The 25,475-nt window shown below is 70.7% G+C and carries 19 protein-coding genes and 2 pseudogenes; 10 read left to right on the top strand and 11 right to left on the bottom strand.

Annotated features, from left to right (window positions below):
* Positions 1–211 precede the first annotated feature (211 nt).
* Positions 212–826 (bottom strand): uridine kinase family protein, encoded by a 615-nt coding sequence (locus HED23_RS21365; protein ID WP_203184992.1) that lies wholly within the window; start codon positions 824–826, stop codon positions 212–214.
* A gap of 186 nt (positions 827–1,012) precedes the next feature.
* Between HED23_RS21365 and HED23_RS21360 the strand changes: the two genes are divergently transcribed.
* The 5 genes from HED23_RS21360 (at position 1,013) to HED23_RS21340 (ending at position 5,857) form a co-directional block, all read left to right on the top strand.
* Positions 1,013–2,371 (top strand): peptidase C39 family protein, encoded by a 1,359-nt coding sequence (locus HED23_RS21360; RefSeq protein WP_203184991.1) that lies wholly within the window; start codon positions 1,013–1,015, stop codon positions 2,369–2,371.
* 677 nt (positions 2,372–3,048) lie between these two features.
* The gene (locus tag HED23_RS21355; RefSeq protein ID WP_203184990.1) at positions 3,049–3,447 is read left to right on the top strand and encodes an SAV_915 family protein; all 399 of its coding nucleotides are present in this window, start codon (positions 3,049–3,051) and stop codon (positions 3,445–3,447) included.
* Between the two features lie 17 nt (positions 3,448–3,464).
* Complete coding sequence (gene lysA / locus HED23_RS21350) at positions 3,465–4,847, top strand: diaminopimelate decarboxylase (protein ID WP_203184989.1); 1,383 nt, start codon at positions 3,465–3,467, stop codon at positions 4,845–4,847.
* A 135-nt stretch (positions 4,848–4,982) separates the two neighbouring features.
* On the top strand, positions 4,983–5,498 hold the full coding sequence (locus tag HED23_RS21345) for a hypothetical protein (RefSeq protein ID WP_203184988.1): 516 nt from the start codon (positions 4,983–4,985) through the stop codon (positions 5,496–5,498).
* 47 nt (positions 5,499–5,545) lie between these two features.
* Positions 5,546–5,857, top strand: coding sequence for a hypothetical protein (locus HED23_RS21340; RefSeq protein ID WP_203187780.1), 312 nt, complete (start codon positions 5,546–5,548; stop codon positions 5,855–5,857).
* Between the two features lie 148 nt (positions 5,858–6,005).
* On the opposite strand, the pseudogene HED23_RS21335 reads toward HED23_RS21340, so the two are convergent.
* From HED23_RS21335 to kdpF, 6 genes and pseudogenes are all read right to left on the bottom strand, one after another.
* A pseudogene (locus HED23_RS21335) lies at positions 6,006–6,897 on the bottom strand (histidine kinase); the annotation flags it as partial.
* A 71-nt stretch (positions 6,898–6,968) separates the two neighbouring features.
* Positions 6,969–7,652 (bottom strand): response regulator transcription factor, encoded by a 684-nt coding sequence (locus HED23_RS21330; protein WP_203187583.1) that lies wholly within the window; start codon positions 7,650–7,652, stop codon positions 6,969–6,971.
* Positions 7,653–7,767: 115 nt separating this feature from the next.
* Positions 7,768–8,433, bottom strand: coding sequence for a potassium-transporting ATPase subunit C (locus HED23_RS21325; RefSeq protein WP_203184987.1), 666 nt, complete (start codon positions 8,431–8,433; stop codon positions 7,768–7,770).
* 6 nt (positions 8,434–8,439) lie between these two features.
* Positions 8,440–10,548, bottom strand: coding sequence for a potassium-transporting ATPase subunit KdpB (kdpB, locus tag HED23_RS21320; protein ID WP_203187582.1), 2,109 nt, complete (start codon positions 10,546–10,548; stop codon positions 8,440–8,442).
* 26 nt (positions 10,549–10,574) lie between these two features.
* A complete protein-coding gene (gene kdpA, locus HED23_RS21315) occupies positions 10,575–12,239 on the bottom strand; it encodes a potassium-transporting ATPase subunit KdpA (RefSeq protein ID WP_203184986.1) in 1,665 nt (554 codons plus the stop codon).
* A 7-nt stretch (positions 12,240–12,246) separates the two neighbouring features.
* Entirely contained in the window at positions 12,247–12,336 is a 90-nt protein-coding gene (gene kdpF / locus HED23_RS21310) for a K(+)-transporting ATPase subunit F (RefSeq protein ID WP_203184985.1), read from the bottom strand.
* Positions 12,337–12,872: 536 nt separating this feature from the next.
* Between kdpF and fxsT the strand changes: the two genes are divergently transcribed.
* The 3 genes from fxsT to HED23_RS21295 all read left to right on the top strand — a co-directional run bounded on the left by fxsT (position 12,873) and on the right by HED23_RS21295 (position 19,352).
* On the top strand, positions 12,873–15,497 hold the full coding sequence (gene fxsT, locus HED23_RS35740; protein ID WP_203184984.1) for an FxSxx-COOH system tetratricopeptide repeat protein: 2,625 nt from the start codon (positions 12,873–12,875) through the stop codon (positions 15,495–15,497).
* Positions 15,498–15,896: 399 nt separating this feature from the next.
* Complete coding sequence (locus HED23_RS21300) at positions 15,897–16,316, top strand: hypothetical protein (protein WP_203184983.1); 420 nt, start codon at positions 15,897–15,899, stop codon at positions 16,314–16,316.
* A 42-nt stretch (positions 16,317–16,358) separates the two neighbouring features.
* Complete coding sequence (locus HED23_RS21295) at positions 16,359–19,352, top strand: ATP-binding protein (protein WP_203184982.1); 2,994 nt, start codon at positions 16,359–16,361, stop codon at positions 19,350–19,352.
* A gap of 446 nt (positions 19,353–19,798) precedes the next feature.
* On the opposite strand, the gene HED23_RS21290 is transcribed toward HED23_RS21295, so the two are convergent.
* Both HED23_RS21290 and HED23_RS21285 read right to left on the bottom strand, forming a co-directional pair.
* The gene (locus HED23_RS21290; RefSeq protein ID WP_203184981.1) at positions 19,799–20,818 is read right to left on the bottom strand and encodes a hemolysin family protein; all 1,020 of its coding nucleotides are present in this window, start codon (positions 20,816–20,818) and stop codon (positions 19,799–19,801) included.
* Positions 20,815–22,149: a hemolysin family protein gene (locus HED23_RS21285; protein WP_203184980.1), complete on the bottom strand. Its 1,335-nt coding sequence runs from the start codon at positions 22,147–22,149 to the stop codon at positions 20,815–20,817. Before HED23_RS21285 ends, HED23_RS21290 begins: the two co-directional genes overlap by 4 nt.
* A gap of 454 nt (positions 22,150–22,603) precedes the next feature.
* Here HED23_RS21285 and HED23_RS21280 point away from each other — a divergent pair.
* Positions 22,604–22,929, top strand: a pseudogene (locus HED23_RS21280) (helix-turn-helix domain-containing protein); the annotation flags it as partial.
* A 57-nt stretch (positions 22,930–22,986) separates the two neighbouring features.
* Here the strand turns inward: HED23_RS21280 and HED23_RS35385 are convergent.
* Together HED23_RS35385 and HED23_RS21270 are read right to left on the bottom strand one after the other, a co-directional pair.
* Positions 22,987–23,211 (bottom strand): helix-turn-helix domain-containing protein, encoded by a 225-nt coding sequence (locus HED23_RS35385; RefSeq protein ID WP_238442069.1) that lies wholly within the window; start codon positions 23,209–23,211, stop codon positions 22,987–22,989.
* A 717-nt stretch (positions 23,212–23,928) separates the two neighbouring features.
* Positions 23,929–24,966 carry an alpha/beta hydrolase family esterase gene (locus HED23_RS21270; protein WP_203184979.1) on the bottom strand — a complete coding sequence of 346 codons (1,038 nt, stop codon included), beginning with the start codon at positions 24,964–24,966 and terminating at the stop codon, positions 23,929–23,931.
* Positions 24,967–25,283: 317 nt separating this feature from the next.
* Between HED23_RS21270 and HED23_RS21265 the strand changes: the two genes are divergently transcribed.
* Positions 25,284–25,430, top strand: a complete 147-nt coding sequence (locus HED23_RS21265) for an SCO1431 family membrane protein (RefSeq protein ID WP_203184978.1) — start codon at positions 25,284–25,286, stop codon at positions 25,428–25,430.
* The last annotated feature ends 45 nt before the right edge of the window (positions 25,431–25,475 follow it).

Here is a 25,475-nt window from a genome sequence, read left to right as displayed (position 1 = left end):
GGCGGTGGTGACCCAGGGTGAGTGAGGGCCCGGTCCTGCCGGGGCGGGAGGGCAGAACGAAGCCCCCGGTCACGGGGGAACAACCGGGGGCTTCGCGTCCATGGGGGCTCCGAAAAGCCGCACATTGAGAACGTAAGACCTGTACGGGCCCTCGGTCAAGCGGAGTTGGGACGCCCTTGGGGCTTTTCTCCACTCGGCGGTATGGCGATGCTCAGCCTTCACTTTCCGTGATGAGTTGGCTCGCCACCGCAGTCGGGTGAGGTCCTTTCAGCCACCTGTACCCCGTGCGCATCCGCCGTATCACCGCATCCGTGAAGGGAAGCGAGGGGTCCTCGGCGAAATGACGCCGCTCCGCGGCGGTCCAGCCGTCCCAGAACTCCGAGAGTCCGGGGCCGTCGCGGTCTCTGCCCCGCTCCCAGGACGCCTCGCGATCGCCCTCGATCCACAACAGGCCCGCGAGAAAGGGCCGCATCGCGGTGCGGCCCGCCCCCACGCCCTCGATCAGCATCACGGGGGCCGGATCCAGTGTCCTCGGCGGCCCGAAGCGCCGGGCCGTCCAGTCGTACGGGGCGTAGTACGCGGTCTCGCCGCGGGAGAGCGGCTCCAGGACCTGTTCCATGAGCCTGTCCGTCCAGGCGAAGAGCTCCTCGTGGGTGGCCAGGTCGTCCAGGTGCAGCACGGGCGCGTCGCCGAGCGCCGCGGCCAGACGGCCGGCGAAGGTGCTCTTGCCGGACCCCGCGTGGCCGTCGACCGCGATCAGCCGCACCGGCCCGCAGGACGGAGGCAAGGAGCGCAGCCGGCGCGCGTGGTCCGCCAGGTCGTTCATCCCTCCAGCCTACGAGACCCGGTGGGCCCGATCCCGGCCCTGCGCAGGTCACATCAGTGGACCAGACCAATATTGCTCCTGCGGCGCGGGCCGAATCACTGGCCTGACCCGGCACAGACCCGCGATAGTTGGCGCACGATCGGCACCCGTAGCCCCAAATCCGCTCATCGACCGGGGGTCTCGCCCATGACCAGACCGACTTCACGCAGGACCGTGCTCACCGCCGCGCTCGCGGCAGCGGCCGGGGCGGGCGCCGTGGCCTCCGCCGGCCCGGCGAGCGCCGCACCCTCCCGCACCTCCTCGTCCCCCGCGGCCTCGCCCGTGGACAACCATTTCTGGACCACGTACACCGACTGGCGCTGCGGTACCTCCGCCGGGGCCCGGGCGGTCGCCGGCCGCCGGCCCGGCCTGGTGATCTCCGCACCCGCCGGCAGTACCGACTACACCGACCCGCACACCGGGACGACCAGCACCTGGGAGTACGCGACCTGGACCTCCCCGGTCCACCGCTCGGCCGTCCCCGCTACCGAGGTGATCGCCTCCTGGAACGCCCGGACCCCGCCGGGCACCTGGATCCAGATCGAGCTGCGCGGCCACTACTCGGACGGGACGGACACTCCCTGGTACGTGATGGGCCGCTGGGCCGCCGGTGACAATGACATCCGCCGTACCTCGGTGGACGACCAGACCGACGGCAGGAGCACGGTCTGGACCGACACCTTCTCCCTGGACGACGCGGCGAGCGGGCTGCGGCTGGTGTCCTACCGCCTGAGGCTCACCCTCCACCGGACCCCCGGCACCCGCCTCACGCCCACGGTCCACCGGGTCGGCGCCATGGCCTCGGACGTCCCCGACCGCTTCACCGTCCCCGCCACCGCACCCGGCGCCGCCCGCGAGCTGCCGGTGCCCCGCTACTCGCAGAACGTCCATGTGGGGGAGTACCCGGAGTACGACAACGGGGGCGAGGCCTGGTGCAGCCCCACCTCCTCGCAGATGATCATCGAGTACTGGGGTCGCACGCCCACCCCCGAGGACCTGGCCTGGGTCAAGCCGGGCCTCGCCGACCCACAGGTCTGCCACGCGGCCCGCTACACCTTCGACTACCAGTACGAAGGCTGCGGCAACTGGCCCTTCAACGCCGCCTACGCCGCGACGTACAAGGACATGAGCGCCGTGGTCACCCGGCTCGGATCGCTGACCGACCTCGAGCAGCTGATCGCAGCGGGCATCCCGGTCATAACGTCACAGTCGTTCCTCAAGGGCGAGCTGACGGGCGCGGGTTACGGGACGTCAGGCCACCTGATGACGGTCATCGGCTTCACGGCCGACGGCGACGTGATCGCCAATGACCCCGCATCACCGTCCAACGACGCGGTGCGCCGCGTCTACCAGCGGCGTGAGTGGGAGAACATCTGGCTCCGCACGAAGCGCTACGACGCGAACGGGCAGGTCAGAAGCGGTACGGGAGGGGTCTGCTACGTCTACTGGCCCGTCAGCCCGACACCGGCTCAGCACCGCGTCCTGCGGTCGCTCGGCCTGACCTGAGCATGTAGGGGCCTACGGCCGCCTCGACGACCTGACGGCAGCGCTCCTGACCGTCCCGTGCGAGGTGGCCGTACCGGTCCACGTGACCTTGATCGAGCGGTGTCCGGGCCGCCGGGACACCTCATGGACGGACACGCCGTCGGCCGGGGTCATCGGTGTCCGTTCAGCCGGGCGCGATACCGGTTCGACCGCCTGCGCGGCCGATCCCGTCCACGGCCGCGGTGTGGCAGGAAGTCTCTGATCGGCGAGCCCGCGCCCCACGGCCGTCCGCCGAGGTGCCGGTGCCGCGCGCGATCGCCCGGTGGGGAAGCGCCCGGCCTCGCCTGCTGCGGTACAGACAGGGCGCACCGGGCCTTGGCGACGCGTCGCAGGCTCCCGCCGCTCACCGCCGACCGGATTCACTCCGTCCAGGAGCCGGCCCACATCGTGACAGGCCCCCTGCGAGAAGGGCCGCACCGTGCCTGTGCGCTCGAACCACGCGGTGCGGGGCAGACCCGGCTTGGCACGCCGGGGGTGTGACCGGGCGAAGGGGCCTCGTCAATCGCGCGTCAAAGGTCGGGCGTTCGGGGTCAAGGGTCCGCTAACGGACACCGCCGACCCGGTGGGAGCGGGCTTAGCGTGATCGGTGTACCCCGGCCGCCAGTGGTCCGGGGATCCCCGTCTCCACGAGGAGTGCCATGAACGACAACCGATGCGCCGAGGACCCGGACCCCCTTCAACCGAGCCGGGCCGGAGCATTGTTCGTCCCGGTCCGCCGAGGTCCCATGGGCTACTGCGCCCGTCTCTTCCGCACTCCCCTCGGCATCCATACTGCGGTCGCCTTCACCGACGAGCTACAGCTGCTCCACGCCCTGGGACGGCGGCAGACCTGGATCCGGCTCTCCGAGCCGGCCGTACGCGCGCTCGTCGCGCCTCTGGGAGTCGTCGACCTCGTCGTCGACCCGCTGCTCGCCGCCCCAGGGCCCACTGCGGCATCCGCTGCCGGGCTCACCCGCTTCGCGGCCAGGGATCCGCGCCTCGCCGGCCCGCTCCGCGCGACCGCGGCGCAGTCGTTGTCTCCTGCATCAATCTCCTGACCGGCTGAGGGATCACCATGACCACAACAGTGCCCGGACCCGCGGTCCGAGCGTCGGCCCGGACCACGTCGCACGCCGACGACCCCGTTGCGGCGGGTAACGCCGCAGGCCTGTCCGTCTGGCCCGCTTCGGCTCGCCTCGCATCCCGAGGCGACGTCGCGGTGGGAGGCGTTTCGCTCGTCGAGGCGGCCGAGCGGTTCGGTACCCCCGTCTACCTCCTGGACGAAGGGGAGGTACGGGACCGCTGTCGCAGCTATGTGCGGGCTTTCCCCGACACCGACGTCGTCTACGCGGCCAAGGCATTCCTGTGCCGAGCCCTCCTGCACTGGGTGCGGGAGGAGGGCCTCGGGCTGGATGTCTGCTCCGCAGGAGAGCTGGAGCTTGCCGTCACCAACGGCTTCCCTCCCGAGCGCATCGTGATGCACGGCAACGCCAAGAGCCCGGACGACCTGAGCGCGGCGCTGCGCCTGGGCGCCGGGAGGATCGTCATCGACAGCGCGTGGGAGATCGCCCGGCTCTCCGCGCTCGTCCCGGACGGCGCCCGCCAGAAGGTACTGGCGCGCGTGGTCCCGGGTGTGAGCGCAGGCGGCCACGCGGCGATCCGTACCGGCACGGACGACCAGAAGTTCGGGCTGCCCCTCACCGACGGGAGCGCCCAGCACGCCATCGCCCGCATACTCGACCAACCGCGCCTGGAACTGGTCGGACTGCACTGCCACATCGGTTCGCAGATCAGCACGGTCAAGCCCTACCTGACCGCGCTCCGACGGATGGTCGGGCTCCTCGCCCAGGTCAGCCGACAGCACGGAATCGTCCTGCCGGAGCTGGACATCGGAGGCGGGCACGGAGTCGCCTACCGGCCGGGGGAGACTCCGCTCGACATCGAGTCCCTCGGTGCACGCATCCGCCGCGAACTGGCCTCGAGCTGCGCCACCGCCGGCATTCCGGCACCCCGGCTGACCGTCGAGCCCGGTCGCGCGGTGGTGGGGCCCGCGGGTGTCGCGCTCTACCGGGTGCTCGCGGTAAAGAAGACGGGTGACCGTCTCTTCGTGGCCGTGGACGGCGGAATGAGCGACAACCCGCGACCCGCGCTGTACGGTTCCCGCTACGCACCCCGGCTCATCGGCCGCCGCTCGACGGCCGAGCCGTGCTCGGCGACCGTGGTCGGACGGCACTGCGAGGCGGGCGATGTGCTCGCAGCGGACGCGCTCATGCCGGGCGACGTCCACCCGGGCGACCTGGTGGCCATTCCGGTCGCCGGCGCCTACCACCTCTCCATGGCGTCCAGTTACAACGCGGTCGGCCGCCCACCGGTGGTCGCCGTCCACGAAGGCCGCGCGCGGCTCCTGATACGCCGCGAATCCCTGGCCGACATCAACGGCCGCGACATCGGGCTGTGAAACGGCGGCTGCCGCGCCCCCTCGTTCCGCCCGTCGAAGCGAAGAGGTGCGCTCCGCCTCACGCGGGCCCGTGAGGAGTGCGCGCCGCCTTCACGCGGCCCGTGAGGGGCGCCCGCATCAGATTCAGGTGGTCTCATGATCCAGCTTCAGCCCGGAGCCGACTCCGCGCCGTCCCGGTCGTTCCCCGCCGGGACGGCGGGTCCCGCCACCCCCGTCGAACACGTCATCGGCACCGGAGTCGGCCGGTGGTGGGCGGACAGTGTTCTCCAGCCACAAGTCGTCGCCGTGAGCTGTGCCGGCCAGGTGGTCCTGCGCGGCGATCCCCACGCGCTCGCCCAGGACTCCCTCGCGCCCTTCGCCGACAGCAGTGTGGAGGCGCCGTCCCGCTTCCTCCCGGTCCTGCGCGCCTCGTTCGAAACGATCGAGCCCGAGGAGCGGTTGGTGTACGCCCACCTCGTGTTCGCGTCTTCCCGGCCGCGGCGTCCCATGCACGGTGTGACGGTACGTCGGCTTGTTCCCGCCGATGCCGGGGCTCTGGCCGCGCTCGGACCCGAAACGGCCTGGATCCAAGCCAGTTGGGCCGGACGGGCGGGTCTCGCCGCTTCGGGATCCGGCTGGCCGCAATCCGGCGGGGCCGGATTTTCGCCGTAGCCTGCACGTACTTTCGCGGCAGTGCGTACGAGCACGTCGCATGCGCCATGGTCTCCGGCCGCAGGTGGGAGCATCTGGCCCATGCCTGCCTGACCGGTCTGTGCGAGGACATCGATGCCCGAGGCCGTACCGCGACGCTCTCCTGCTCACGTGACGACCGGCCCGGTCGCCTCCTCGCCTGGACCGCCGGATTCCGGCTGCAACGGGAGTACGTCACCTATGCGACGGGGCGGCCCACCGCGACGCTCCACAAGGCTGCGCAGGGCAGGCGTCGTGAGAGCAGGAGCCGGGAAACCGGCGGACCGCCCACGGGCGTGGTGGCCGACAGCCGCCGGGGCGCGGACCGCTCAGCTTCCTGACTTCCGTCAGGAGTCCGTATCGGTCTCCGGTTCCTACGTCAGGGAAGCGCCGAGAGCCGTTTCGGAGGACCGCGCCGGCGCTCCGACGGGGGCAGGAAACGACTCGGAAGTGGTGTCCGAAGGACGAATCCGCCGGACGGCCTGTCGTGGTCCCGCCGGCGTTGTCGACGACAGTGCGCTGGACGGCGAGACCCCTGGGCGAGGCGGAGGTGAGACATCATCGCTTCTGGTGATGTACACCGCGAGCACTTCACCGACGGCTCCCTTTTCGGCGAGCCGCGCGGCCCGGCGGATGAGCGTGGCGCCCTCGGGGCCGCCGGTGGGTCCGACGACGATGCGTTCGCGGGCCTGCCAGGTGGTGCGGATGCCGTGTTCGCCGCGGTAGTGCTGGAGGTATTCGTCGACACGGCCGGCGACCCGGAGGAGCGCCGGCTCGCGCAGGGCGGTGAGGTTGCCGGGGCGGAAGTAGTTGGACAGGGCCGCGTCGAGCTTGTCGGGCTTGTAGATGTTGCCGTGGGCCATGCGGCGGCGCAGTGCCCGGGGAGACATGTCGACCAGTTCGATCTGATCGGCCCTGCGGACCACCTCGTCGGGCACGGTCTCACGCTGACGTACGCCGGTCATCGACTCGACGACGTCTCCGAGTGACTCCAGGTGCTGGATATCGGCGGTCGAGCTGACGTTGACACCGGCTTCGGGCAGCTCCTCCACATCCTGCCGGCGCTTGGCGTTCCGCCGGCCCGGCGCGTCCGTGTGGGCCGGCTCGTCCACCCGGGCCACTGATGGCCGGCGCTCCAGAACGGCAGCATCGGCTTCCATCTCGGTGAAGGCGCCGGAGCGGTATCGCATCGCACGTCTCTGAACCTGTTCCAGACCGTGGAGCACGACTTCCGCGCGTGGTCGCCTTCGTGGTGTTCCACGAAGGCGACCACGCAGCCGGTGCCCCGATCCGCCCGGCGGCGCGCCTCCGAGAGCATCGCGTAGGTCTTGCCCACACCCGGTGCGGCACCTGGGTAGATCCGGAGCTTCCCGTGTCCCATGGTTCCGTCAGGTCCCGTTCTCTGAAGCCGAATGAAGTGGAAAGGGGACTTCGAGGCGCAATGCCGGTCCCTCATGCCTCGAAGCGGTATCCCATGCCAGGGGCGGTGATGAAGTGACGGGGGTGCGCGGGGTCGGGTTCGAGCTTGCGCCGCAACTGGGCCATGTAGACGCGGAGGTAGTTGCTGTCTGTCCGGAGGTCGGGCCCCCACACCTCATCCAGCAGCCGGCGCCGGCTGACGAGCCTCCCGCTGTTGCGGATCAGGATCTCCACCAACTGCCACTCGGTCGGGGTGAGCCGTACGGTGTGTCCGTCACGCCTGGCTTCCTTCGCGGCCAGGTCGAGGACGAACCCCTCGGTGGTGACGTTCCCGGTGCCACCGGCAGAGGAAACGGCCCCTGTCCGCCGGGTGGCGACCCTCAGACGGGCGAGGAGTTCGTCCATGCTGAACGGTTTGGTGATGTAGTCGTCGGCACCCGCGTCGAGCACTCTGATCTTGTCGTGGGACGCGCTGCGCGCGGAGACGACGAGGATCGGCGCCCGGGACCATCGCCGTAGCACCGGCAGGACCTCGATGCCGTCCATGTCCGGCAGCCCGAGGTCCAGGAGGACGGCGTCAGGAGGCCGCTCGGCAGCGAGCCGCAGCGCGGTGCTCCCGTCGGGTGCGGATTCCACGTCGTATCCACGGGCGCGCAGATTCATCGAGATGGCACGGACGAGCCGTGGTTCGTCATCCACCACCAGCACCCGGGTCATCGGCGTGCCGCCTTTCCTGTCGTACGCGAGCCCGAGCGACCGGGGGCCGGGGCGGGAACCGGGCATCCGGGGCATGCGCTCCCGGTCGTGGCTCCCGCCCACTGCTGTAACTCGGTCACTGCTCGACGAGATCCTTGAGCGCGATGTTGAGCTGGAGGACGTTGACCCTCGGCTCTCCCATGAATCCGAGGGTCCGGCCCTCGGTGTGCTGGTCGACCAGCTTCTCGACCTGTCCCGCGTCGAGGTCGTTGCGCTCGGCCACGCGGCGCACCTGGAGCTGTGCGTAATCCGGCGAGATGTCCGGGTCGAGGCCGGAGCCCGAGGACGTGACTGCGTCGGCCGGCACCTGGGACGGGAGGACGGGGTGGCCGGGGACGGAGTTGTCCTTGACCACCGCGGCCTTGGCGTCGGTGACCCAGTCGATGAGTTCCTGGTTGTCTCCGGAGCGGTTGGTCGCACCGGAGAGGATCAGTTCGTACCGGGTGTTGACGCTGTTGGTGCCGAGGCCGTTGGAGGGGCGCGGCTGGAACCACTTGAGATCGGGGGCGGCGGTTTCCTGGCCCTCCTCGAGCGGCAGGTCGTAGCGCTGACCGATGAGCTCCGAGCCGACGACCTTGCCGTTCGACGTGATCTCGGAGCCGTTGGCGCGGTCCGGCATGAGCCCCTGGGCGACCCCGGTCACGACGAGCGGATAGACGACGCCGCAGATCAAGGTGAGGACGAGCAGGGCGCGCAGCCCCGCCCCGAACACGCGTGCAGAGTTTCCTATGGAGTTGTTCATGGCAGGTCAGCCGATTCCTGGGATGAGGGAGATGAGAAGGTCGATGATCTTGATGCCGATGAACGGGGCGATCAGGCCGCCGAGTCCGTAGATCCCGAGGTTGCGCCGGAGCATGGAGTCGGCACTGCTGGGGCGGTAGCGCACGCCCTTCAGGGCGAGGGGCACCAGCGCGACGATGATCAGCGCGTTGAAGATGACCGCGGACAGGATCGCGGACTCCGGGGACGCCAGCCCCATGATGTTCAGTTTGTCGAGCCCCGGGTAGGCCACCGTGAACATGGCCGGGATGATCGCGAAGTACTTCGCGACGTCGTTGGCGATGGAGAAGGTGGTCAGGGCGCCCCGGGTGATGAGGAGCTGCTTGCCGATCTCGACGATCTCGATGAGTTTGGTGGGGTTGGAGTCCAGGTCGACCATGTTCCCGGCCTCCTTGGCGGCCGAGGTGCCGGTGTTCATCGCCACGCCGACATCCGCCTGGGCGAGGGCGGGTGCGTCGTTGGTGCCGTCTCCCGTCATCGCGACGAGCTTGCCGCCCGCCTGTTCCCGCTTGATGAGGGCCATCTTGTCCTCGGGGGTGGCCTCGGCGAGGAAGTCGTCGACGCCCGCCTCCTCGGCGATGGCCTTGGCGGTCAGCGGGTTGTCACCCGTGATCATGATCGTCTTGATGCCCATGCGGCGCAGTTCGTCGAACCGCTCCCGCATCCCGTCCTTGACGACGTCCTTCAGGTGGATGACACCCAGGACCCGGGCACCCCTCGTGTCCTCAACGGCGACCAGCAGCGGCGTGCCGCCGGCCTCCGAGATCGCGTCGGTCAGCCGGCCGGCGTCCTCGGCGATGGAACCACCTCGGTCGCGGACCCAGGCGAGCACGGATCCCGAGGCACCCTTGCGGATCCGGCGCGCGGTGCCGTTCTCGGTGAGGTCGACACCTGACATACGGGTCTGCGCGGTGAACGCCACCCACTCCGCGGCCGACAGCTCGCCCTGGTGCCGTTCACGCAGCCCGTACTTCTCCTTGGCCAGCACGACGACGGACCGTCCCTCGGGCGTCTCGTCGGCCAGGGAGGAGAGCTGGGCGGCGTCCGCGAGTTCGGCCTCCGTGGTGCCCCTCACCGGGAGGAAGTCGGCGGCCTGCCGGTTGCCGAGGGTGATGGTGCCGGTCTTGTCGAGCAGCAGGGTCGAGACGTCACCGGCGGCCTCGACGGCGCGCCCCGACATCGCCAGGACGTTGCGCTGCACCAGACGGTCCATGCCCGCGATCCCGATGGCGGACAACAGCGCCCCGATCGTGGTCGGGATCAGGCAGACCAGGAGGGCGGTCAGCACGATCAGCGACTGCTTCTCGCCGGCGTAGACCGCGAAGGGCTGCAGGGTGACGACGGCGAGCAGGAAGACGACGGTGAGGGACGCCAGGAGGATGTTCAGGGCGATCTCGTTGGGGGTCTTCTGCCGGGCGGCGCCCTCCACCAGGGCGATCATCCGGTCGATGAAGGTCTCGCCCGGCTTGGTGGTGATCTTCACGACGACGCGGTCGGAGAGCACCTTCGTACCGCCGGTCACCGCCGAGCGGTCACCGCCCGACTCGCGGATGACCGGTGCGGACTCACCCGTGATCGCGGACTCGTCGACCGAGGCCACGCCCTCCACGACATCCCCGTCGCCCGGGATGACGTCTCCGGCCTCGCAGACGACCAGGTCTCCGATCCGGAGGTCCGTGCCGGAGACCCGCTCCTCGTTCCTGCCGATGACACGGCGGGCCACGGTGTCGGTCTTGGCCTTGCGCAGCGTGTCGGCCTGAGCCTTGCCACGGCCCTCGGCGACCGCCTCCGCCAGATTGGCGAAGACCGTCGTGAGCCACAGCCACGCCGTGATGGCCCAGCCGAACCAGTCGGTCGGATCCAGCACCGCGAGCACGGTGGTGAGTACCGACCCGATCAGCACCACGAACATGACCGGTGACTTGACCATCACCCGGGGGTGCAGCTTGCGTACGGCGTCAGGGAACGACCTGACGAGTTGGCCGGGGTCGAACAGCCCCCCGCCTACGCGCCCCTCGCCCTGGTGGCCCGTGGGAGTGTCATGGTGCGGCGACCGCGTGCCGGTGACAGTGGACATCGAGTCCTCTTGCTTCAGACGATTGCTCATGACGCCAGCCCTTCGGCCAGCGGTCCCAGAGCGAGTGCGGGGAAGTAGGTCAGGCCGGTGATGATCAGGATCGTGCCGACCAGCATTCCGCTGAAGAGCGGTTTGTGCGTACCCAGCGTTCCTGCCGTCGCCGGTACGGGCTTCTGCGCGGCCAGTGAGCCGGCCAGTGCCAGGACGAACACCATCGGGAGGAACCGGCCCAGCAGCATGGCCAGCCCGATGGTCGTGTTGAACCACTGGGTGTCCGCGTTGAGGCCCGCGAATGCCGAGCCGTTGTTGTTCGCGCCGGAGGTGTAGGCGTAGAGAATCTCCGAGAAGCCGTGAGCACCTGTATTCGTCATCGAATCGGCAGGGGTGGGCAGAGCCATCGCGGCGCCCGTGAAGCACAGCACCAGAGCCGGCGTGATCAGGATGTAGCAAGCTGCGAGCTTGATCTCCCGGGTGCCGATCTTCTTCCCCAGGTATTCCGGAGTGCGGCCGACCATCAGGCCGGCGATGAAGACGGCGATGACAGCCATGATCAGCATTCCGTAAAGACCTGAACCGGTGCCACCGGGAGCGATCTCACCCAGTTGCATGCCGAGCATCGTGATGCCGCCACCGAAGCCCGTGAACGATGAATGGAAAGAGTTCACCGCACCGGTCGATGTCAGTGTCGTGGCGACTGCGAAGATGGACGAGCCGCCGATTCCGAACCGGGTCTCCTTGCCTTCCATCGCCCCGCCGGCGATGTCGAATGCGGGTCCGTGGTGGGAGAATTCGGTCCACATCATCAGCGCGGTGAAACCGAGCCAGATGAATCCCATGGTCCCCAGGATCGCGTAGCCCTGGCGCAGGTTTCCGACCATTCGGCCGAACGTGCGGGTGAGAGCGAACGGGATGACGAGGATCAGGAAGATCTCGAAGAGGTTCGACAGTCCGTTGGGATTCTCGAAGGGGTGGGAGGAGTTGGCGTTGAAGTAGCCCCCGCCGTTCGTCCCCAGTTCCTTGATCACCTCTTGAGACGCGACCGCGCCCCCGTTCCACTCCTGGGAGCCGCCCATGAACTGTCCGACCGGATGGATGCCGGAGAAGTTCTGGATGACACCGCACGCAACCAGCACGAGGGCGCCGATGACCGAGATGGGGATCAGGATCCGTACGGTGCCGCGCACCAGGTCGGACCAGAAGTTGCCCAGCTCACCGGTGCGGGAGCGGGCGAAGCCGCGTACCAGGGCGACGGCGACGGCGATGCCGACGGCGGCCGAGACGAAGTTCTGGACCGCGAGGCCGCCGGTCTGCACGACGTGGCCCATGGCCTGTTCGCCGTAGTAGGACTGCCAGTTGGTGTTGGCGACGAACGATGCCGCCGTGTTGAACGCCTGGTCCGGGCCGATGGACGAGAAACCGAGCGAACCCGGCAGGAATCCCTGCAGCCGCTGCAGCAGATAAAGGAAGAGAACGCTTGCCGCGGAGAACGCGAGCACACCGCGAAGATACGCGGGCCAGCGCATCTCCGTGTTCGGGTCGGCGCCGACGGCCTTGTACATCCACTTCTCCACCCGAAGGTGCTTCGGGGAAGAATAGACGTGGGCCATGTAGTCGCCGAGCGGACGGTATGCCAGTCCCAGCGCCACAACGAGCGCGAGAACCTGGAGCACACCAGCGAGGACGGGGCTCATATCGGGCTCAGAACCTCTCGGGGAAAATAAGGGCGACGACGAGATAGCCCAGCAGGGCGACGGCCACGACGAGGCCGACGATGTTTTCGGCGGTCACAGCTTGGCCACCCCCCTGGCGACAAGAGCCACCAGCGCGAAGACCGCGATCGTGGTGACGACGAAGGCCACGTCGGCCATCGTGTGCTCCTAGGTGAGATACGGGAACTCGGACCTCTTGAGCAAACCCCCTTTCCGGAGGTACTTGCCTTCCGTTGACAGGTCCCTTACGGCCATTGGCGTGTCTTTGACGAGACCCTTACGCCGTAACCGTTCACCTGCGGTGAAGCCCATCGCGGGCAGCACGTCAGGGGCTCTCGCGCGGCCCGGCACCAGCGTGTCCCGGCCACTCCTGCGCCTGGCCCTGACGCCTTCTGCCGTACCGGGGCCGGCCGGTCGTCCGGCCGGCTTCTCCCGAGGACGTCAGTTGCGTCCGGGCAGGAAGCCCGCGGCGTGAGCGAAACGGCCGGGTCGCCGATGGCGGAACGTCCGGCCGGGGCTGTGTCACGGGCCGGTACCGGATAGGCCGGATCTCACGTCGTGGCTTCTGCGGCGGCCGCATGATGTGGTCCTGAACAGGGTCACAGGGGGCGTGGGTTGGCAGGCAGCAGGCGTGCGGTACGCATCGGGTCCGTGGTGTCGGGCGGCTCGGCGGTGGTCACCGTACTGATCGCGATGGTGACGAACTACGTCACAGCGAACCCACCCGGGTGGGCCGAGAACAACCCCGTCGTGTGGTCCGTCTTCGGCGCCCTCGCCGTCGCATCCATCGGCCTGCTTCTCTGGGAGCGGCGCCTGGCCGTTGCGACGGAGGGCGGGGGCCGGCCCCCGGCGGCCCTGGCCCGTATCGCCGCCGTCGGCAGTCATTCCATGAATCCCCCGGCCATGTCCGCACCGGTGCGGGGGCGCGACGCGGAGCTGGAGCGGATCGGCCGGCTGGTGCGGGGGCCGGGAGGCGGGATGGCGGTGGTCCACGGGGCCGGGGGGCTCGGAAAGACCACGGTCGCCGCCCGGGCGGCCTTCGAAGCCCGGAGGGCGGGCCGGGCCGTGCTGTGGATCCGGTGGCGGGACGATCCTGCTCAGCTCGCCCAGGACCTCACCCATGCCGCCCACGTCCTCGGCATGCCCGAGAACCGCCTCGAAGAGGCCCGTACGGGGAGGGCCTCGCTCGTCGATGCCGTCTGGGAGCACCTGGCCACCGTGTCCGGCTGGCTCATCGTCGTCGACAACGTCGACACCCCGGCCCTTGTCGGACCGGGCCCCGAGCCGATCGCGGCCTACCGGGGCTGGCTACGTCCGCACGGCTCCGGAGTCCTCCTGGTCACCAGCCGTGACGCCGGCCGCCAGACCTGGGGACCTGACAGCGTTCTCGTACCCCTGGAACCGCTGGCCGACGAAGCAGGCGCGAAGGTGCTCATGGACGCCGCACCTCACGCAGGCCCCGAGGCGGAGGCCGAAGCGCTGGCCGTGCGGCTGGGCGGGTTCCCGCTCGCCCTGAACGCGGCAGGCACCTACCTGGCGGTACCCACCAGCCGGCACCGTACCTTCGCCGCCTACCGGCGAGCGCTGGACGCGGAGTTCGACGACCTCCTGGGCGCCGAACACCCGGCAGCCGCAGGCGATCCGGAGATCGCGCGGCAGATGGTGCGCCACACCTGGGACCTGTCGCTCGACCAGCTCCACCAGGACGGCTACACGCTCGCCCGGCCGGTCCTCCAGCTCCTCGGGCTCCTCGAACCGTCCCCGATCCCCCGCACCCTGATCACCCACACGCTCGTCACCGAGGCCACCGGGCTCCCCGCGACCGCCGCCACCGTCGACGCGGCTCTCGCCGGGCTGCACCAGTACGGGCTCGTCAACACCCCCCAGCCCGCCGGCGGAGAGTCCCCGGAGTCCTCGGCGGGACACGTGCAACTGCATCCGCTGGTCAGGGAGGTCATCGCCCACACACTCGCCGGCCCACAGCCGCGAGAAACCTGGCTGAACGCGATCGACCACCACCTCGCCGAAGCCGTGGCCACCACGACCGGCATGCCCGGCCGAGCCGGATGGCCCACCGCGCGCCTGCTCGCCCCCCACCTCCTCCCTCACCTCGACCGTGCCACACCACAGAACTTCATCACGGCCCGCGACACCCTCGACGAGCTCGCCGCCGCGCTCCACGCCGCCGGAGCGGCTTCCGAGCAACTGCTCCTGCGACGTCATGTTCTGGACGCTGTGATCCTCCACCTCGGTCCCGAACACCTCGACACCCTCACCAGCCGCAACAACCTCGCCATCGGTCTGGACAGCCAGGGGGAGTGGCAGCAGGCCGCCGATCTCCACCGGCAGGACCTGGCCGACCGTGAACGTCTCTTCGGCGCCGAGCACCACCAGACCCTGGCCAGCCGCAACAATCTCGCGAGCAGCCTCAGCAGCCTGGGGGAGTACCAGGAAGCCGTCGGTCTCCACCGGCGGAACCTCACCGAAACGGAGCGCGCCTTCGGTCCCGAACACCCCCACACCCTCACCAGCCGTGGCAATCTCGCGAGCAGTCTGAGCGGGCTGGGGGAGTACGAGCAGGCCGCGGACCTCCATCGAAGGAACCTCGCGGACCGCGAACGGATCCTCGGCCCCGAGCACCCTCAGACGCTCACCACCCGCAACAACCTCGCGAGCAGTCTGAGCGGGCTGGGGGAGTACGAGCAGGCCGCGGACCTCCATCGAAGGAACCTCGCCGACCGCGAACGCATCCTGGGCCCCGAGCACCCCCACACCCTGGCCAGCCGCAACAGCCTCGCCAACTGTCTGAGCGGGCTTGGGGAGTACGAGCAGGCCGCCCACCTCGACCGGCGGAACCTCGCCGACCGCGAACGGATCCTGGGCCCCGAGCACCCCCACACCCTGGCCAGCCGTCACAGTCTCGCCAACTGTCTGAGCGGGCTGGGGGAGTACGGGCAAGCCGCAGATCTCCACCGGCGGAACCTCACCGACACCGAACGCGTACTCGGTCCCCACCACCCCCACGCCCTGGCCAGTCGCAACGGCCTCGCCAGCAGTCTGAGTGGGCTGGGGGAGTACGAGCAGGCCGCAGATCTCCATCGAAGGAACCTCGCGGACCGCGAACGCGTCCTCGGCCCCGACCACCCCGACACCCTTGTCAGCCGCAACGGTCTCGCCACAGCGGAAGCCGCCCTCGTGAACGCCTCCTCGCGGAGACGCCGATTGCCGTGGCGGCGCTGAGCGGGACCACGCCGGGCACCGAGCCGAAGGCGCCGCCTGCCGGGGTGAGCCGCAAGGGCCCCGCCCCCTGCCCTGGCCCCGGCTCCCGCGTAGACCTGTGCCCGGTCCGTTGTACGTACCGGATGTACGGGAAACCACGGATGCGCGCCACAGCACGGGACGAAAGGCTGGTGATCGGACCGGCTCGGGGGCGTGGGCGGCCGGGTGGTGTGGCGGCGCGCGCGACCGGCTGCGGAGGGAAAGAGGGAGAGCCGGGTGGTGAGGAAGGTGGGGCGGCGGGCCCGGAGTGCAGCGGTTGCCGGAGGGGCGGTGAGCCTCGCCGTCGCCGGGTGCGTGTTCCGGTGGTTCCCCGGCCCTCATCCGGCGGCCGTGGTGGGTGTCGGTCCCGTGGACGGTGTCATGAGGATCACCGAGTGCTACGACGCGAGCACCGCGGACGGCTCTCCCGCCGGCTACGCCTGCGAGGGCCTGTACACACCGCGTTCAGATCCGCAGCGGGAGATGAAGCCGCAGGGAGACATGACTCTGCACAGGGCCGACAGGAAGCGCGGGCCCGGCAGCATCGTGGAGGTGCGGACGGCGGGAGGAGAGGCACACGAACTGTCGGGCGGCGCAGTGGCGTTGTGGATGACCATCGCCTGGCTGCTCTTCGCTCCGCTCCTCACCCTGTCGATCTGGCTGTTCGCCTGCGCACGGCACGCCAGCTGGAACACCGGTAACGGCTACATATACTTCCTCCTCTTCACGATGCCCTTCTCCCCACTGGCCTTCGGCCTTGCCGGCCGGGCGACGGACCTGATCAGGGCCCTGCTCGACTGAGGTGCCCGGCCGCTGCCGAGCCGTGGGGCGTTCCCCGCGTCCATGCCCGGCGGCCGTACTTCCCGTACCGGGCGCCACGGCCCCCACAGCTGTCAGTTCGACGTGGTAGACATTGCCGTGGAGTTGGCCAGAGGGAACAGATCGGGAGCGGCGCACACCGCCGCGTCGCGTCGCGCCGCCGGGAGACCGTTCGTCGGTCGCACGGCCGAACTCGCGCAGCTGGACACGGTGATCGACCGGCTGGGACGGGGAAGCCCGGCGGTCGTCGACGTCACCGGTGCGGCGGGAATAGGCAAGAGCCGACTGGTGGGGGAGTTATGCCTCCGTGCCCGCGAGCGCGGAGCTACGGTACTGCGCGGCCGGGCCACCGAGTACGAACAGCACCTCCCTTTCCAGCCGTTCGCCGACGCGTTCGCCGACCTGGACGACCGCGCCCTGCGTGCCGCGCCTGAACTGCTCCACATCCTCTCGCCGACTCGCGACGCGCCGGCCACCGGGCCTTCCCAGGTGGCGAACAGGCCCGCCGTCGACCGCTTCGCCCTCCACCGCTCGGCGGCGGGGCTGCTGGCGCAGCTCGGCGAGGCGGGTCTGGTGGTCGCGCTGGACGACATGCACTGGGCGGACCCGGCGTCGCTGGAGCTCCTGGACCACCTTGTCCGGCACCCCGTACCTGGCCCGGTCGTCCTCGTCGTCGCCCATCGCGACCGTCAGACCCCCTCCGCGCTCACCGTGGCGCTCACCCGAGGACTCGACACCGGCGCAGTGGCCCGGATCGGCCTGAAGCCGCTCGCGGAACAGGAATGCACCGAAGGACTCGCCCCCGGCCTGCCACGTGACAGGGCCGCACAGCTCTACACCGCCAGCGAGGGCAACCCCCTGTACTTCCTCGCCCTCCTGCAGGCCCACGGCGAGGGCGCCGAGCTCAGCGGCGTATCCGCCCCGGCCTCGACCGGGGACAGCTCCGGCGGGCTGCCGACCGGCCTCGGATCGCTGTTGCTGAACGAGCTGACGCCGCTCACCCCGCCGCAGCGCCGGACCCTGGAGGTGATCGCCGTGCTCGGCGACAACGCGACACCGCCGGTGACCGCCGCGACGGCGGACCGCACCGAAGCCGAGCTCGACGACGATCTGGACGCCCTGATGCGGCGCGACCTCGTGCGCGTCGGCACCGGCGGCCGGCTGACGCTACGACACCCGGTGATACGTTCCCTGGTCCATGAGTCCACTGCCGAGCGGCAGCGTGTCCGGATCCATCGGAGGGCGGCCGCCGAGCTGGCCCGCGCCGGTGCCCCCGCCGTCGAGCAGGCCCAGCACATCGAACGTTCGGTGACCGCCTGGGACCCCCGGGCGACAGCCGTACTGGAGCTGGCAGCCGAGCAGACCGCGTCGACCGCTCCGACGAGCTGCGCACACTGGCTGGAGGTCGTGCTCCGGCTCCTCCCCGACACCGCTGAGCACGCGCCGGAACGACGCCGGCTGATGCTGAGGCGCGCCCGTGCGCTCGGTGTCTCCGGCGGCCTGCGGGAGAGCAGGGAGCTGCTGCACCAGGTGATCGGCACGTCAGGTCCGGACGAGGCGGGCGTCAGGACGTCGGCGGTCGTGCTGTGCGCCCTGGTGGAGCGGCACCTCGGCAGGTATCCCGAGGCGATCGCCCTGCTGCGCCGAGAGCTGAACAGGCAGCCGGGGCCGTCGCTGTCCGACAGGGTGTCGATCGGGCTCGAACTGGGCTCCTCCGCACCGCACAACACCCCCTATCCGCAGGTACGGGGTGAGATCGCGCAGACCCTCGCGGACGCCCGTTCCCGCATGGACGAACCCGGTGAGGCGGGTGCCCTGGCGCTCGCCGCCTTCGGCGAGGCCTACGAGGGCGCGGACACCGCGGCCGGGTTCGCCGAGCGGGCCGCGGCGCTGGTGGACGGCCTGCCCGACGACGACCTCACAGCGCTGTGCGAGCCCCTGGCCAGACTCGGCTGGTCGGAGGCGTTCCTGGGCCGCTTCGCCGACGCCGAACGCCACGCCGACCGGGGACTCGTGATCGCCAGGCGCAGCGGGCAGGTGTACCTCCTGCCGCTTCTGTTGCTGTGCAAGGCACACGTCCGCATCCAGACGTGCCGACTGCCGTCGGCACGGCAGCTGGCCGATGAGGCGGAGGACATCGCTCGGGGAATCGGAAGCAGCGAGCTGCTCGCCTTCGTCCTGGCCAACAAGGCGCAGGTCCTGCTGGTCGCGTCCGTGCCCGGCGCCCCGGAGGCGCTGGCCGTCGCCGAGGAGGCGGTGGCCTGCATGGGGCCGAGCGACAACTGGCGTGCGTCCATGGCCTGGTGCATGCTCGGCTACGCCGCGCTCACGGGCGGTGACCCGCACCGTGCCAGGGACGCCCTCCTGCGGGCGGGCGGCGACGACCTGAACGGCCTGCAGCCTTCGATGCGTCCCCTGTTCCTGGAACTTCTCGTCACCGCGGCCCTGTTCACGGGCGACGTCGATTCCGCCTCCGCCTGGGCCGAGCGTGCGCGGGAGGAGGCCGGCCGGCTCGGCCTGCCCGTACAGCGCGCCTCCGCCATGCGGAGCGCGGCACAGCTCTCGCTGCACGCCGGAGACCCGGTCACGGCGGCGGCCCTGCTCTCCGAGGCTGCCGAGGAATGCGCACGGTGCGGTGCGGTCTACTGGGAGGCGCGCTCGCTTTTGCTCGCCGCCCCGGTCCTCACGGCTGCCGGGTCCCCGCAGCGCGGTGCGGCGGCGCGGGAGAAGGGCCTCCGGCTCGCCACGACCGGGGGCGCGCACCTGTTGGTCGGACTGGCGGCGATGGCGCAGCAGCCCGTACCTCCGGTGGGCTCCGATGCCCCGCAGTGGCTGGTCTCGTTGACAGCACGCGAACGGGAGGTCGCCGAGCTGGTCGCCGAGGGCCTCACCAACCAGGCGATCGCGGAGAGGCTCTTCCTCAGTCCGCGCACCGTCGAGACCCATCTCTCCCGCGTCTACCGCAAGACCGACGTCGCCTCACGTGCCGCCCTCGCCGCCCTGATAGCCCGCTCCTGAGTCCGCTCCGCCGGGAGGGGCATGGTCCTCCTGACCGGTGCCGCCGGAAACGCGGGCAGCGCGCTGCTGAGGGAACTGCACGACGGCGGGGCGGGCCATCGCCCACCCGGCTCCCGTGCGTGCAGTCCATGCCGGATGACCGCTGCCGAGCTGCTGGATCCCGATGGGGCGGGCGAGGAGGCGCCGTCATGGAGGTGGCGCTGCGACGTACCGCCACGGCCGTCATGCGGACCGGCCGTCATGCGGACCGGCCGTAACCGTCGCGGTGCCGGCCGGGACTGCGGTGTTGCCGGTCCCGGACCACGGTGGCACCGGTCCGGATCCAGGGCCTTGCCCAGCTGTGACCACGGCGGTGCCCGACCGGAGGTGGTGCCCGACCGGAGGTGGTGCCGGCCGGGGCGCGGCGCGGGCGCCACGGCAGCCGCCGTGGCGCCCGCGCCGCGCCCCTAAACGCCCTGGGGCTGCAGGAATCGGGCCAGCAGGTCGTCCAGGCTCACCATGCCGGTGAGCTGCCCCGAGGCGTCCCGGACGACGGCGATCGAGGCCCGGCGCCTGCGCAGCAGCTCGATCGCCTCGGCGACCGTGGCGTCCTCGGTCAGCTCGGGTACGGGCCGGGCCAGTTCACGGGCGCGCGACGTCCGGCCCTGGGCGCGTGCGACGAGGACGTCACGTGCGTGCAGCGACCCGAGGACACTCCCGTGCAGACGGACCAGCAGCCGGGTGCGGTCGGTGTCCGCAGCCAGCCGCAGGATCTGTTCCACGTCCGCGTCGCCGTCGACGGCGGAGATGTCGGCTGCCGCGATCTGCAGTTCCCGCACCGGGGTCTCCGGCTCGGTCAGCGAGCGGGTCAGCAGGTCGGAGTCGGTCTCGCTGATCAGGCCGAGCCGCTCGGACTCCTCCACCAGGTGGGTCAGCTGCTCGCGGTTGTGGACCGAGGTCAGCTCGTCGCGCGGGACGACCCGGCACATCCGCACCAGGCTGTTGCTCATCCTGTTCAGGACCCAGATCAGCGGGCGTACGGTCTTCACCACGCTCCGGAAGGGCGGGGAGAGAACCATCGCGGAGCGTTCGGGGTGGGCGATGGCCCAGGACTTGGGAGCCATCTCGCCGAGAACCATGTGCAGGAACACCACCACGATCATCGCCACTGCGAAGGCGACGCCGTAACTGAGCGCGCTGGGAAGTCCCAGCTTGTGCAGCAGCGGGTCCAGCTCGTGCGAGATCGCCGGCTTTGACACCGACCCCAGGCCCAGCGTGCACACCGTGATGCCGAGCTGGGCGCCGGCCAGCATCAAGGACAGCTCGCGCATACCGGCCAGCGCCGCCTTGGCGCCGCGCTGCCCCTCGGCCACGGCCTTCTCCATCCGGTGCCGCTTGGCGGCGACCAGTGCGAACTCGGCTGCGACGAAGAACCCGCTGCCGATCAGCAGCAGCACGGTGACGAGAACCGCGATCGGGAAACTCATGCCTGCTCCTCCGGCTTCTCCGCCAGACGCTCGATCCGGATGCGCTCCGGCACGTGCCGGTCGAGGGCGCGTACGTCGATCGCCGCGACCGTGCCGTCACGCAGCTCCACGGTGAGGCGGTCGCCGATGGCCGGGAAGCGTCCCAGCCGGTCGATGATCAGGCCGGCCACGGTGTCGTAGTCCTCCTCGGCGGGCAGCTCGATCCCGGTGGTCTCGGCCACTTCGTCCAGGCGGCGTCCGGCGGCCACGATCCATCCGTCGCCGTCCGCGACAGCCACCTCGGTCACCCTGTCCGACTCGTCGGCGATGTCACCCACGAGCTCCTCGGCGATGTCCTCGTAGGTGACGACACCGGCGACGCCGCCGTGCTCGTCCAGGACCACGGCGAACTCGTCGTCCCGCTCCCGCATCCGTTCCACGGCACCCGGCAGCGGCAGGGTGTCCGGCAGCAGCAGCGCATCGCGTGCCACAGCACCGGCGGTGTCGGTGAGCCGCCCGGCGGGCAGCCCCATCAGCTCCCGCACCCCCAGCACGCCTGCGACGTCGTCCGGGTGGTCGCCCAGCACCGGGTAGTTGGAGTGGCCGTGCTTGCCGATCAGACCGATCGCCTCGGCCGCGGTGGCGTCCTTGCGGACGAAGACGGCGTCGGCGCGCGGCACCATCACCTCGTGCAGGGTCCGCTCCGAGAACTCCAGGGCGTGGTCGAGCAGCTCCGCGGTACCGCGCGGCAGCTGCCCCTGCTCGTGGGACTCACCGATCAGGTGCCCGAGCTCCTCCAGCGTGGCACCGTGGTGAAGCTCCTCGACGGGCTCGATGCCGACCTTCCGCAGCAGTCTGTTCGCCGAACCGTCGAAGATCCGCACCAGCGGGCCGACGACCTTGAGATACGCCAGTGTGGAGCCGGCCAGCGCCTTCGCCAGTCTCTCCGGGACGGCGATCGCGAGGTTCTTCGGGGCCAGTTCACCCAGCACCATCTGCACCACGGTGGCCAGGACGAAGGCGAGCACCACGGAGATGCCGCTCACGGCGCCGTCGGGGATACCGAGGCCGGTCAGGACGGGCCTGAGCAGCGCGGAGACGGACGGTTCGGCGATGAAGCCGACGACCAGGCCGGTCACCGTGATGCCCAGCTGCGCACCCGAAAGCATGAACGACAAGCGCCCCAGCACCTTCAGCGCGCGGGCGGCCTTCCTGTCGCCTGCCTCGGCCTCACGGGCGAGGGCGAGCCGGTCGGCGGAGACGTACGCGAACTCCTGGGCGACGAAGTAGCCCGTCCCGGCCGTCAGCACGAACACGGACAGCACCCCCAGCCAGGCCTGCGCGGCGCTCATCCGGCACCACCTCGCCACGTGCCGTGCTCAGGAACTGCTGGGTGGGACGGCAGCGGACTGCATCCCGAAGGGTCCGTCGAACTGGCGGACAAGCTATGACTCCTCGACTAGGCGTGCGTACACAGAACGATTCTGACCAAAATCGGGTTCCCGGCCACCGAGCGCACCGGTGCGCCACGGGCGGACCGTCCGCCCCGCACCGGCGGACCACCGCGGAGGTGAACGCCGACGTCATGAGCGGTACGGGCCGGCTCAGGAGCTCGATCGAGGCCTGGCTCGGCCCGCTCTCCCGGGGCGAGCCAGGCCCCTGCGGGCGGGGCACGCCCCGGCCGCAGGGGCAACTCTATGCTTCTACGCGCCTGTAAAAGTTGTGTGGCCCCGTCGGGCGGCCGGCCCGCCTCCCGGGGGCCACCGTGCCCCACACGCCCCGCTGCCGGGAGTTCCCGCCCGGGCCCGCCACAGCGACAGCCGCCTCGGTGACCCCGGCCTCGGCCCCGAGACCGTCGCCGCCGCCCACCGCGTCTCCGTCCGTACCTCCACCGCCTCTTCGAGGACGAGGCCGTCACGGTGAGCCGGCTCATCCAGCGGTGCCGAGTCGAGGAATGCGCGAAGGAGCTGGCCCGGCGCGGGAGCGTCAGCGCCACCGTCTCGGCGGTTTCGTCGCGCTGGGGGTTCCACAGCCCGGCACATTTCAGCCGGGCCTTCAAGTCGGTGTACGGCCATCCGCCCGGCCGCTGGCGGAGCGCCGCACCGGTGACGACGGACCCCGTCGAGCCGTGAGGTTTCAGCCCGGAGGCCCGGAGGCCCGGGAGCCCGGGCCGCCCGGGTGACGGCCCCTCAGGACGGGCGGACGGGCCTGTCGGTCCGGTTGCTGGGGGAGATGCCGTACGCCGCAGGGAAACTCCGGCTGAAGTGCGCCGCATTGCCGTAACCCCAGCGCTTGCCCACCACGGCCACGGCAGGCCGGGACACCCCGCCCCGGCGGCTCAGCTCACGCAGGGTCTCCTCCAGCCGTCGGTGCTGTATCCAGCGGCTGACGGTGACGCCCTCACCGTCGAACATCTTGTGCAGTTAGCGCACCGAGATGTGGTGGCGTGCGGCGATGCTCTCCGGTGACAGGCCCCGGTCGTAGAGGTTCTCGTTGACGTAGGCACGCAGACGGGCCGTCAGGAGCTGCCTTGCCTGATCCGGCGTCCGGCGGGAAGACGCTGCCCACCTCCTCCGCCAGCGTCGTGAGCACGCCCGGCGGTGTCGGACGCCAGCCGTTCGGCGGTCGGCCGCGGCCATCAGTCGCGCCGGTCCGCCAGGGTTGCCGCGGGAGGTCGCCGCGTGGTGATCGGGCTGCCTCCGGTCCTTCGGGCCGCCAAGGGGGGCTTCGTACCCCTGCGCGCGACCCGGTGCGGGGCTGTTTTCCGTCCCGTATCGGAATTCCCCGCGCATTCCTGTCGCCCTGTTGGATTCCAGCATCAACGGCAGGTTTCCACGGAATCGGTCGGGGAATTCCGGCCCGCATACGTTCCGGCTGTGCGGCACTCCCCCCGAGACATGGGGCGATCACGGCCTGCGGCCGGGCGATGGGGGAGCGGGCAGGCCCGGCACCCCCACCGCCCGGCACCCCCACCGCCCGGCACCCCCACCGCCCGGCACCCCCACCGCCCGGCACCCCCACCGCCCGGCACCCCCACCGCCCGGCACCCCCACCGCCCGGCACCCCCACCGCCCGGCACTCCCGCGTCCCGGCGACGCAGAGGTGCCGGCACTCCTGCGGTGCTCCCGCCCTCAGCCGCCCAGGCCGAAGAACCGGGCCGCGTAGTACGGACCGCAGAGGGAGTCGTGGCCCTGGCCCGCGGTGCCGCACCGGTCGATACCCGTACCGGGGTCGACCGGTGCCTCGTGACCCATCGCGTCGATCAGATACGTCTCGACCTGCCCGCCGCCGTACACCTGCTTCGTGACGCCGACGGCGGGGCGCGAGGTGGACGACGGAGTCTGCGGGATGCCGAACACGTCCGTCCAGCCGTCGCGTTGCTTCTCCAGTGACTTCTTGTTGATCAGCAGGTCGGAGCCGCCGTGCCAGATCTGCACACGCGGCCGCTCGCCGGTGTGACCTGGGTGGGCGCTGCGGATCCTGTCGCCCCACTCCTCCGGGGCGACGAGGTTGTACCGGCCGGGGCAGGGGGCGAGCGAACCGGTGCGGAAGTAGTCCTCCTCGTTGTCGGCACATCCGTACGCCATGCCGAAGAAGACGGCGCCCGCCTTGAACACCTCGGGATGGGCCGCCAGCATCACGTTGGTCGCCGCGCCGCCACCGGAGTATCCGGTTGCGTAGACCCGGTCGGCGTCGGCGGAGTGGTTCGCCTTCATGAAGTCGACCATCTGGACCACCGAGCGGGCCTCGCCCTGGCCGTCATGGGTGCGGTCGGCGGGGTTCCACGCGCTGAAGCACTTGTGCGGCACGATGCCGCCGGAGCCGACGTTCTCGTCCTTCTGCTCGGGGAGGACGAGGGTGAAGCCGTACGCGTCGGCGTACTTGCGCCAGCCGGTGTTGACGTCGAGGTTCTGGGCGGAGCCGCCGCAGCCGTGGAAGAGGACCACGAGCGGGGCGCCGGACCGCGCCGTCTCCGGGACGTACGCGAACATCCTCAGGTTGCCCGGATTGCTGCCGAAGTGCGGTACCTCGTGGAAGCCGGTCTCCGCCCGTGCCGGCGCGGCGGCGAGCATCGCCGCCGCCACCACCGAGACGAGTACCACCAGCAGAGTCCTGATCCTGCGCACTGTGAAGCGGGATTCCGCGCCCGCCACGCCTGGGGGATTCATGCCACGAAGCGTGGGGCTCCTCTCCCCGGCAGGACATCGGCAGGATGACCGGTGTCGGAGTGACCCGCGAAGCGCACCGGGGCGACGAGGAACCCGCTGCCGGACGTGCGGGACGGTGTGGTGTGGCGCACAGCGGGCCGACCCGTCCTGGGCCCATCCGTACGCGTGTCCCCGGCAGCAGCGGGGATGCGTGCCCTCACTCGCCCCTACGGCCCGTCGGCCGCTGTGACCCGGATCTCTACCGCATCTCCCGCATCCTCCGGCAATGTGGTCGGGTCACGGGGGGACGTCCATGCCGAACGACCGAGCGAGATGCCATGACCGCGACCACAGCCGAGAACCGGACCCACTCCCGCGCCCGCACCGGCGGACCCGAGGACGGCCCGAAGATCCTGGAGCACGTCCTGGGCTGGACGCTCGTCGTCCTCCTCGCCGTGTTCGTCACCCAGGCGGGACTCATGTGACCCGCGGCAACCGCTCACGACGGGTGGGGTGAGGCGCCCGCCCGG

The organism is Streptomyces pratensis (assembly GCF_016804005.1).
GTDB classification, from domain to species: domain Bacteria; phylum Actinomycetota; class Actinomycetes; order Streptomycetales; family Streptomycetaceae; genus Streptomyces; species Streptomyces pratensis_A.
Note: the sequence above shows the minus strand (reverse complement) of the source record. Positions and strands in the feature narration are given on the sequence as shown.

Bases quoted from the DNA above. Each gene is read 5' to 3' on its own strand.
- HED23_RS21365 (WP_203184992.1), bottom strand. From the start codon at position 826: ATGAACGACCTGGCGGACCACGCGCGCCGGCTGCGCTCCTTGCCTCCG.
- HED23_RS21360 (WP_203184991.1), top strand. From the start codon at position 1,013: ATGACCAGACCGACTTCACGCAGGACCGTGCTCACCGCCGCGCTCGCG.
- HED23_RS21355 (WP_203184990.1), top strand. From the start codon at position 3,049: ATGAACGACAACCGATGCGCCGAGGACCCGGACCCCCTTCAACCGAGC.
- lysA (WP_203184989.1), top strand. From the start codon at position 3,465: ATGACCACAACAGTGCCCGGACCCGCGGTCCGAGCGTCGGCCCGGACC.
- HED23_RS21345 (WP_203184988.1), top strand. From the start codon at position 4,983: ATGATCCAGCTTCAGCCCGGAGCCGACTCCGCGCCGTCCCGGTCGTTC.
- HED23_RS21340 (WP_203187780.1), top strand. From the start codon at position 5,546: ATGGTCTCCGGCCGCAGGTGGGAGCATCTGGCCCATGCCTGCCTGACC.
- HED23_RS21330 (WP_203187583.1), bottom strand. From the start codon at position 7,652: ATGACCCGGGTGCTGGTGGTGGATGACGAACCACGGCTCGTCCGTGCC.
- HED23_RS21325 (WP_203184987.1), bottom strand. From the start codon at position 8,433: ATGAACAACTCCATAGGAAACTCTGCACGCGTGTTCGGGGCGGGGCTG.
- kdpB (WP_203187582.1), bottom strand. From the start codon at position 10,548: ATGTCCACTGTCACCGGCACGCGGTCGCCGCACCATGACACTCCCACG.
- kdpA (WP_203184986.1), bottom strand. From the start codon at position 12,239: ATGAGCCCCGTCCTCGCTGGTGTGCTCCAGGTTCTCGCGCTCGTTGTG.
- HED23_RS21300 (WP_203184983.1), top strand. From the start codon at position 15,897: ATGAGGATCACCGAGTGCTACGACGCGAGCACCGCGGACGGCTCTCCC.
- HED23_RS21295 (WP_203184982.1), top strand. From the start codon at position 16,359: ATGCCCGGCGGCCGTACTTCCCGTACCGGGCGCCACGGCCCCCACAGC.
- HED23_RS21290 (WP_203184981.1), bottom strand. From the start codon at position 20,818: ATGAGTTTCCCGATCGCGGTTCTCGTCACCGTGCTGCTGCTGATCGGC.
- HED23_RS21285 (WP_203184980.1), bottom strand. From the start codon at position 22,149: ATGAGCGCCGCGCAGGCCTGGCTGGGGGTGCTGTCCGTGTTCGTGCTG.
- HED23_RS35385 (WP_238442069.1), bottom strand. From the start codon at position 23,211: ATGTTCGACGGTGAGGGCGTCACCGTCAGCCGCTGGATACAGCACCGA.
- HED23_RS21270 (WP_203184979.1), bottom strand. From the start codon at position 24,966: ATGAATCCCCCAGGCGTGGCGGGCGCGGAATCCCGCTTCACAGTGCGC.
- HED23_RS21265 (WP_203184978.1), top strand. From the start codon at position 25,284: ATGACCGCGACCACAGCCGAGAACCGGACCCACTCCCGCGCCCGCACC.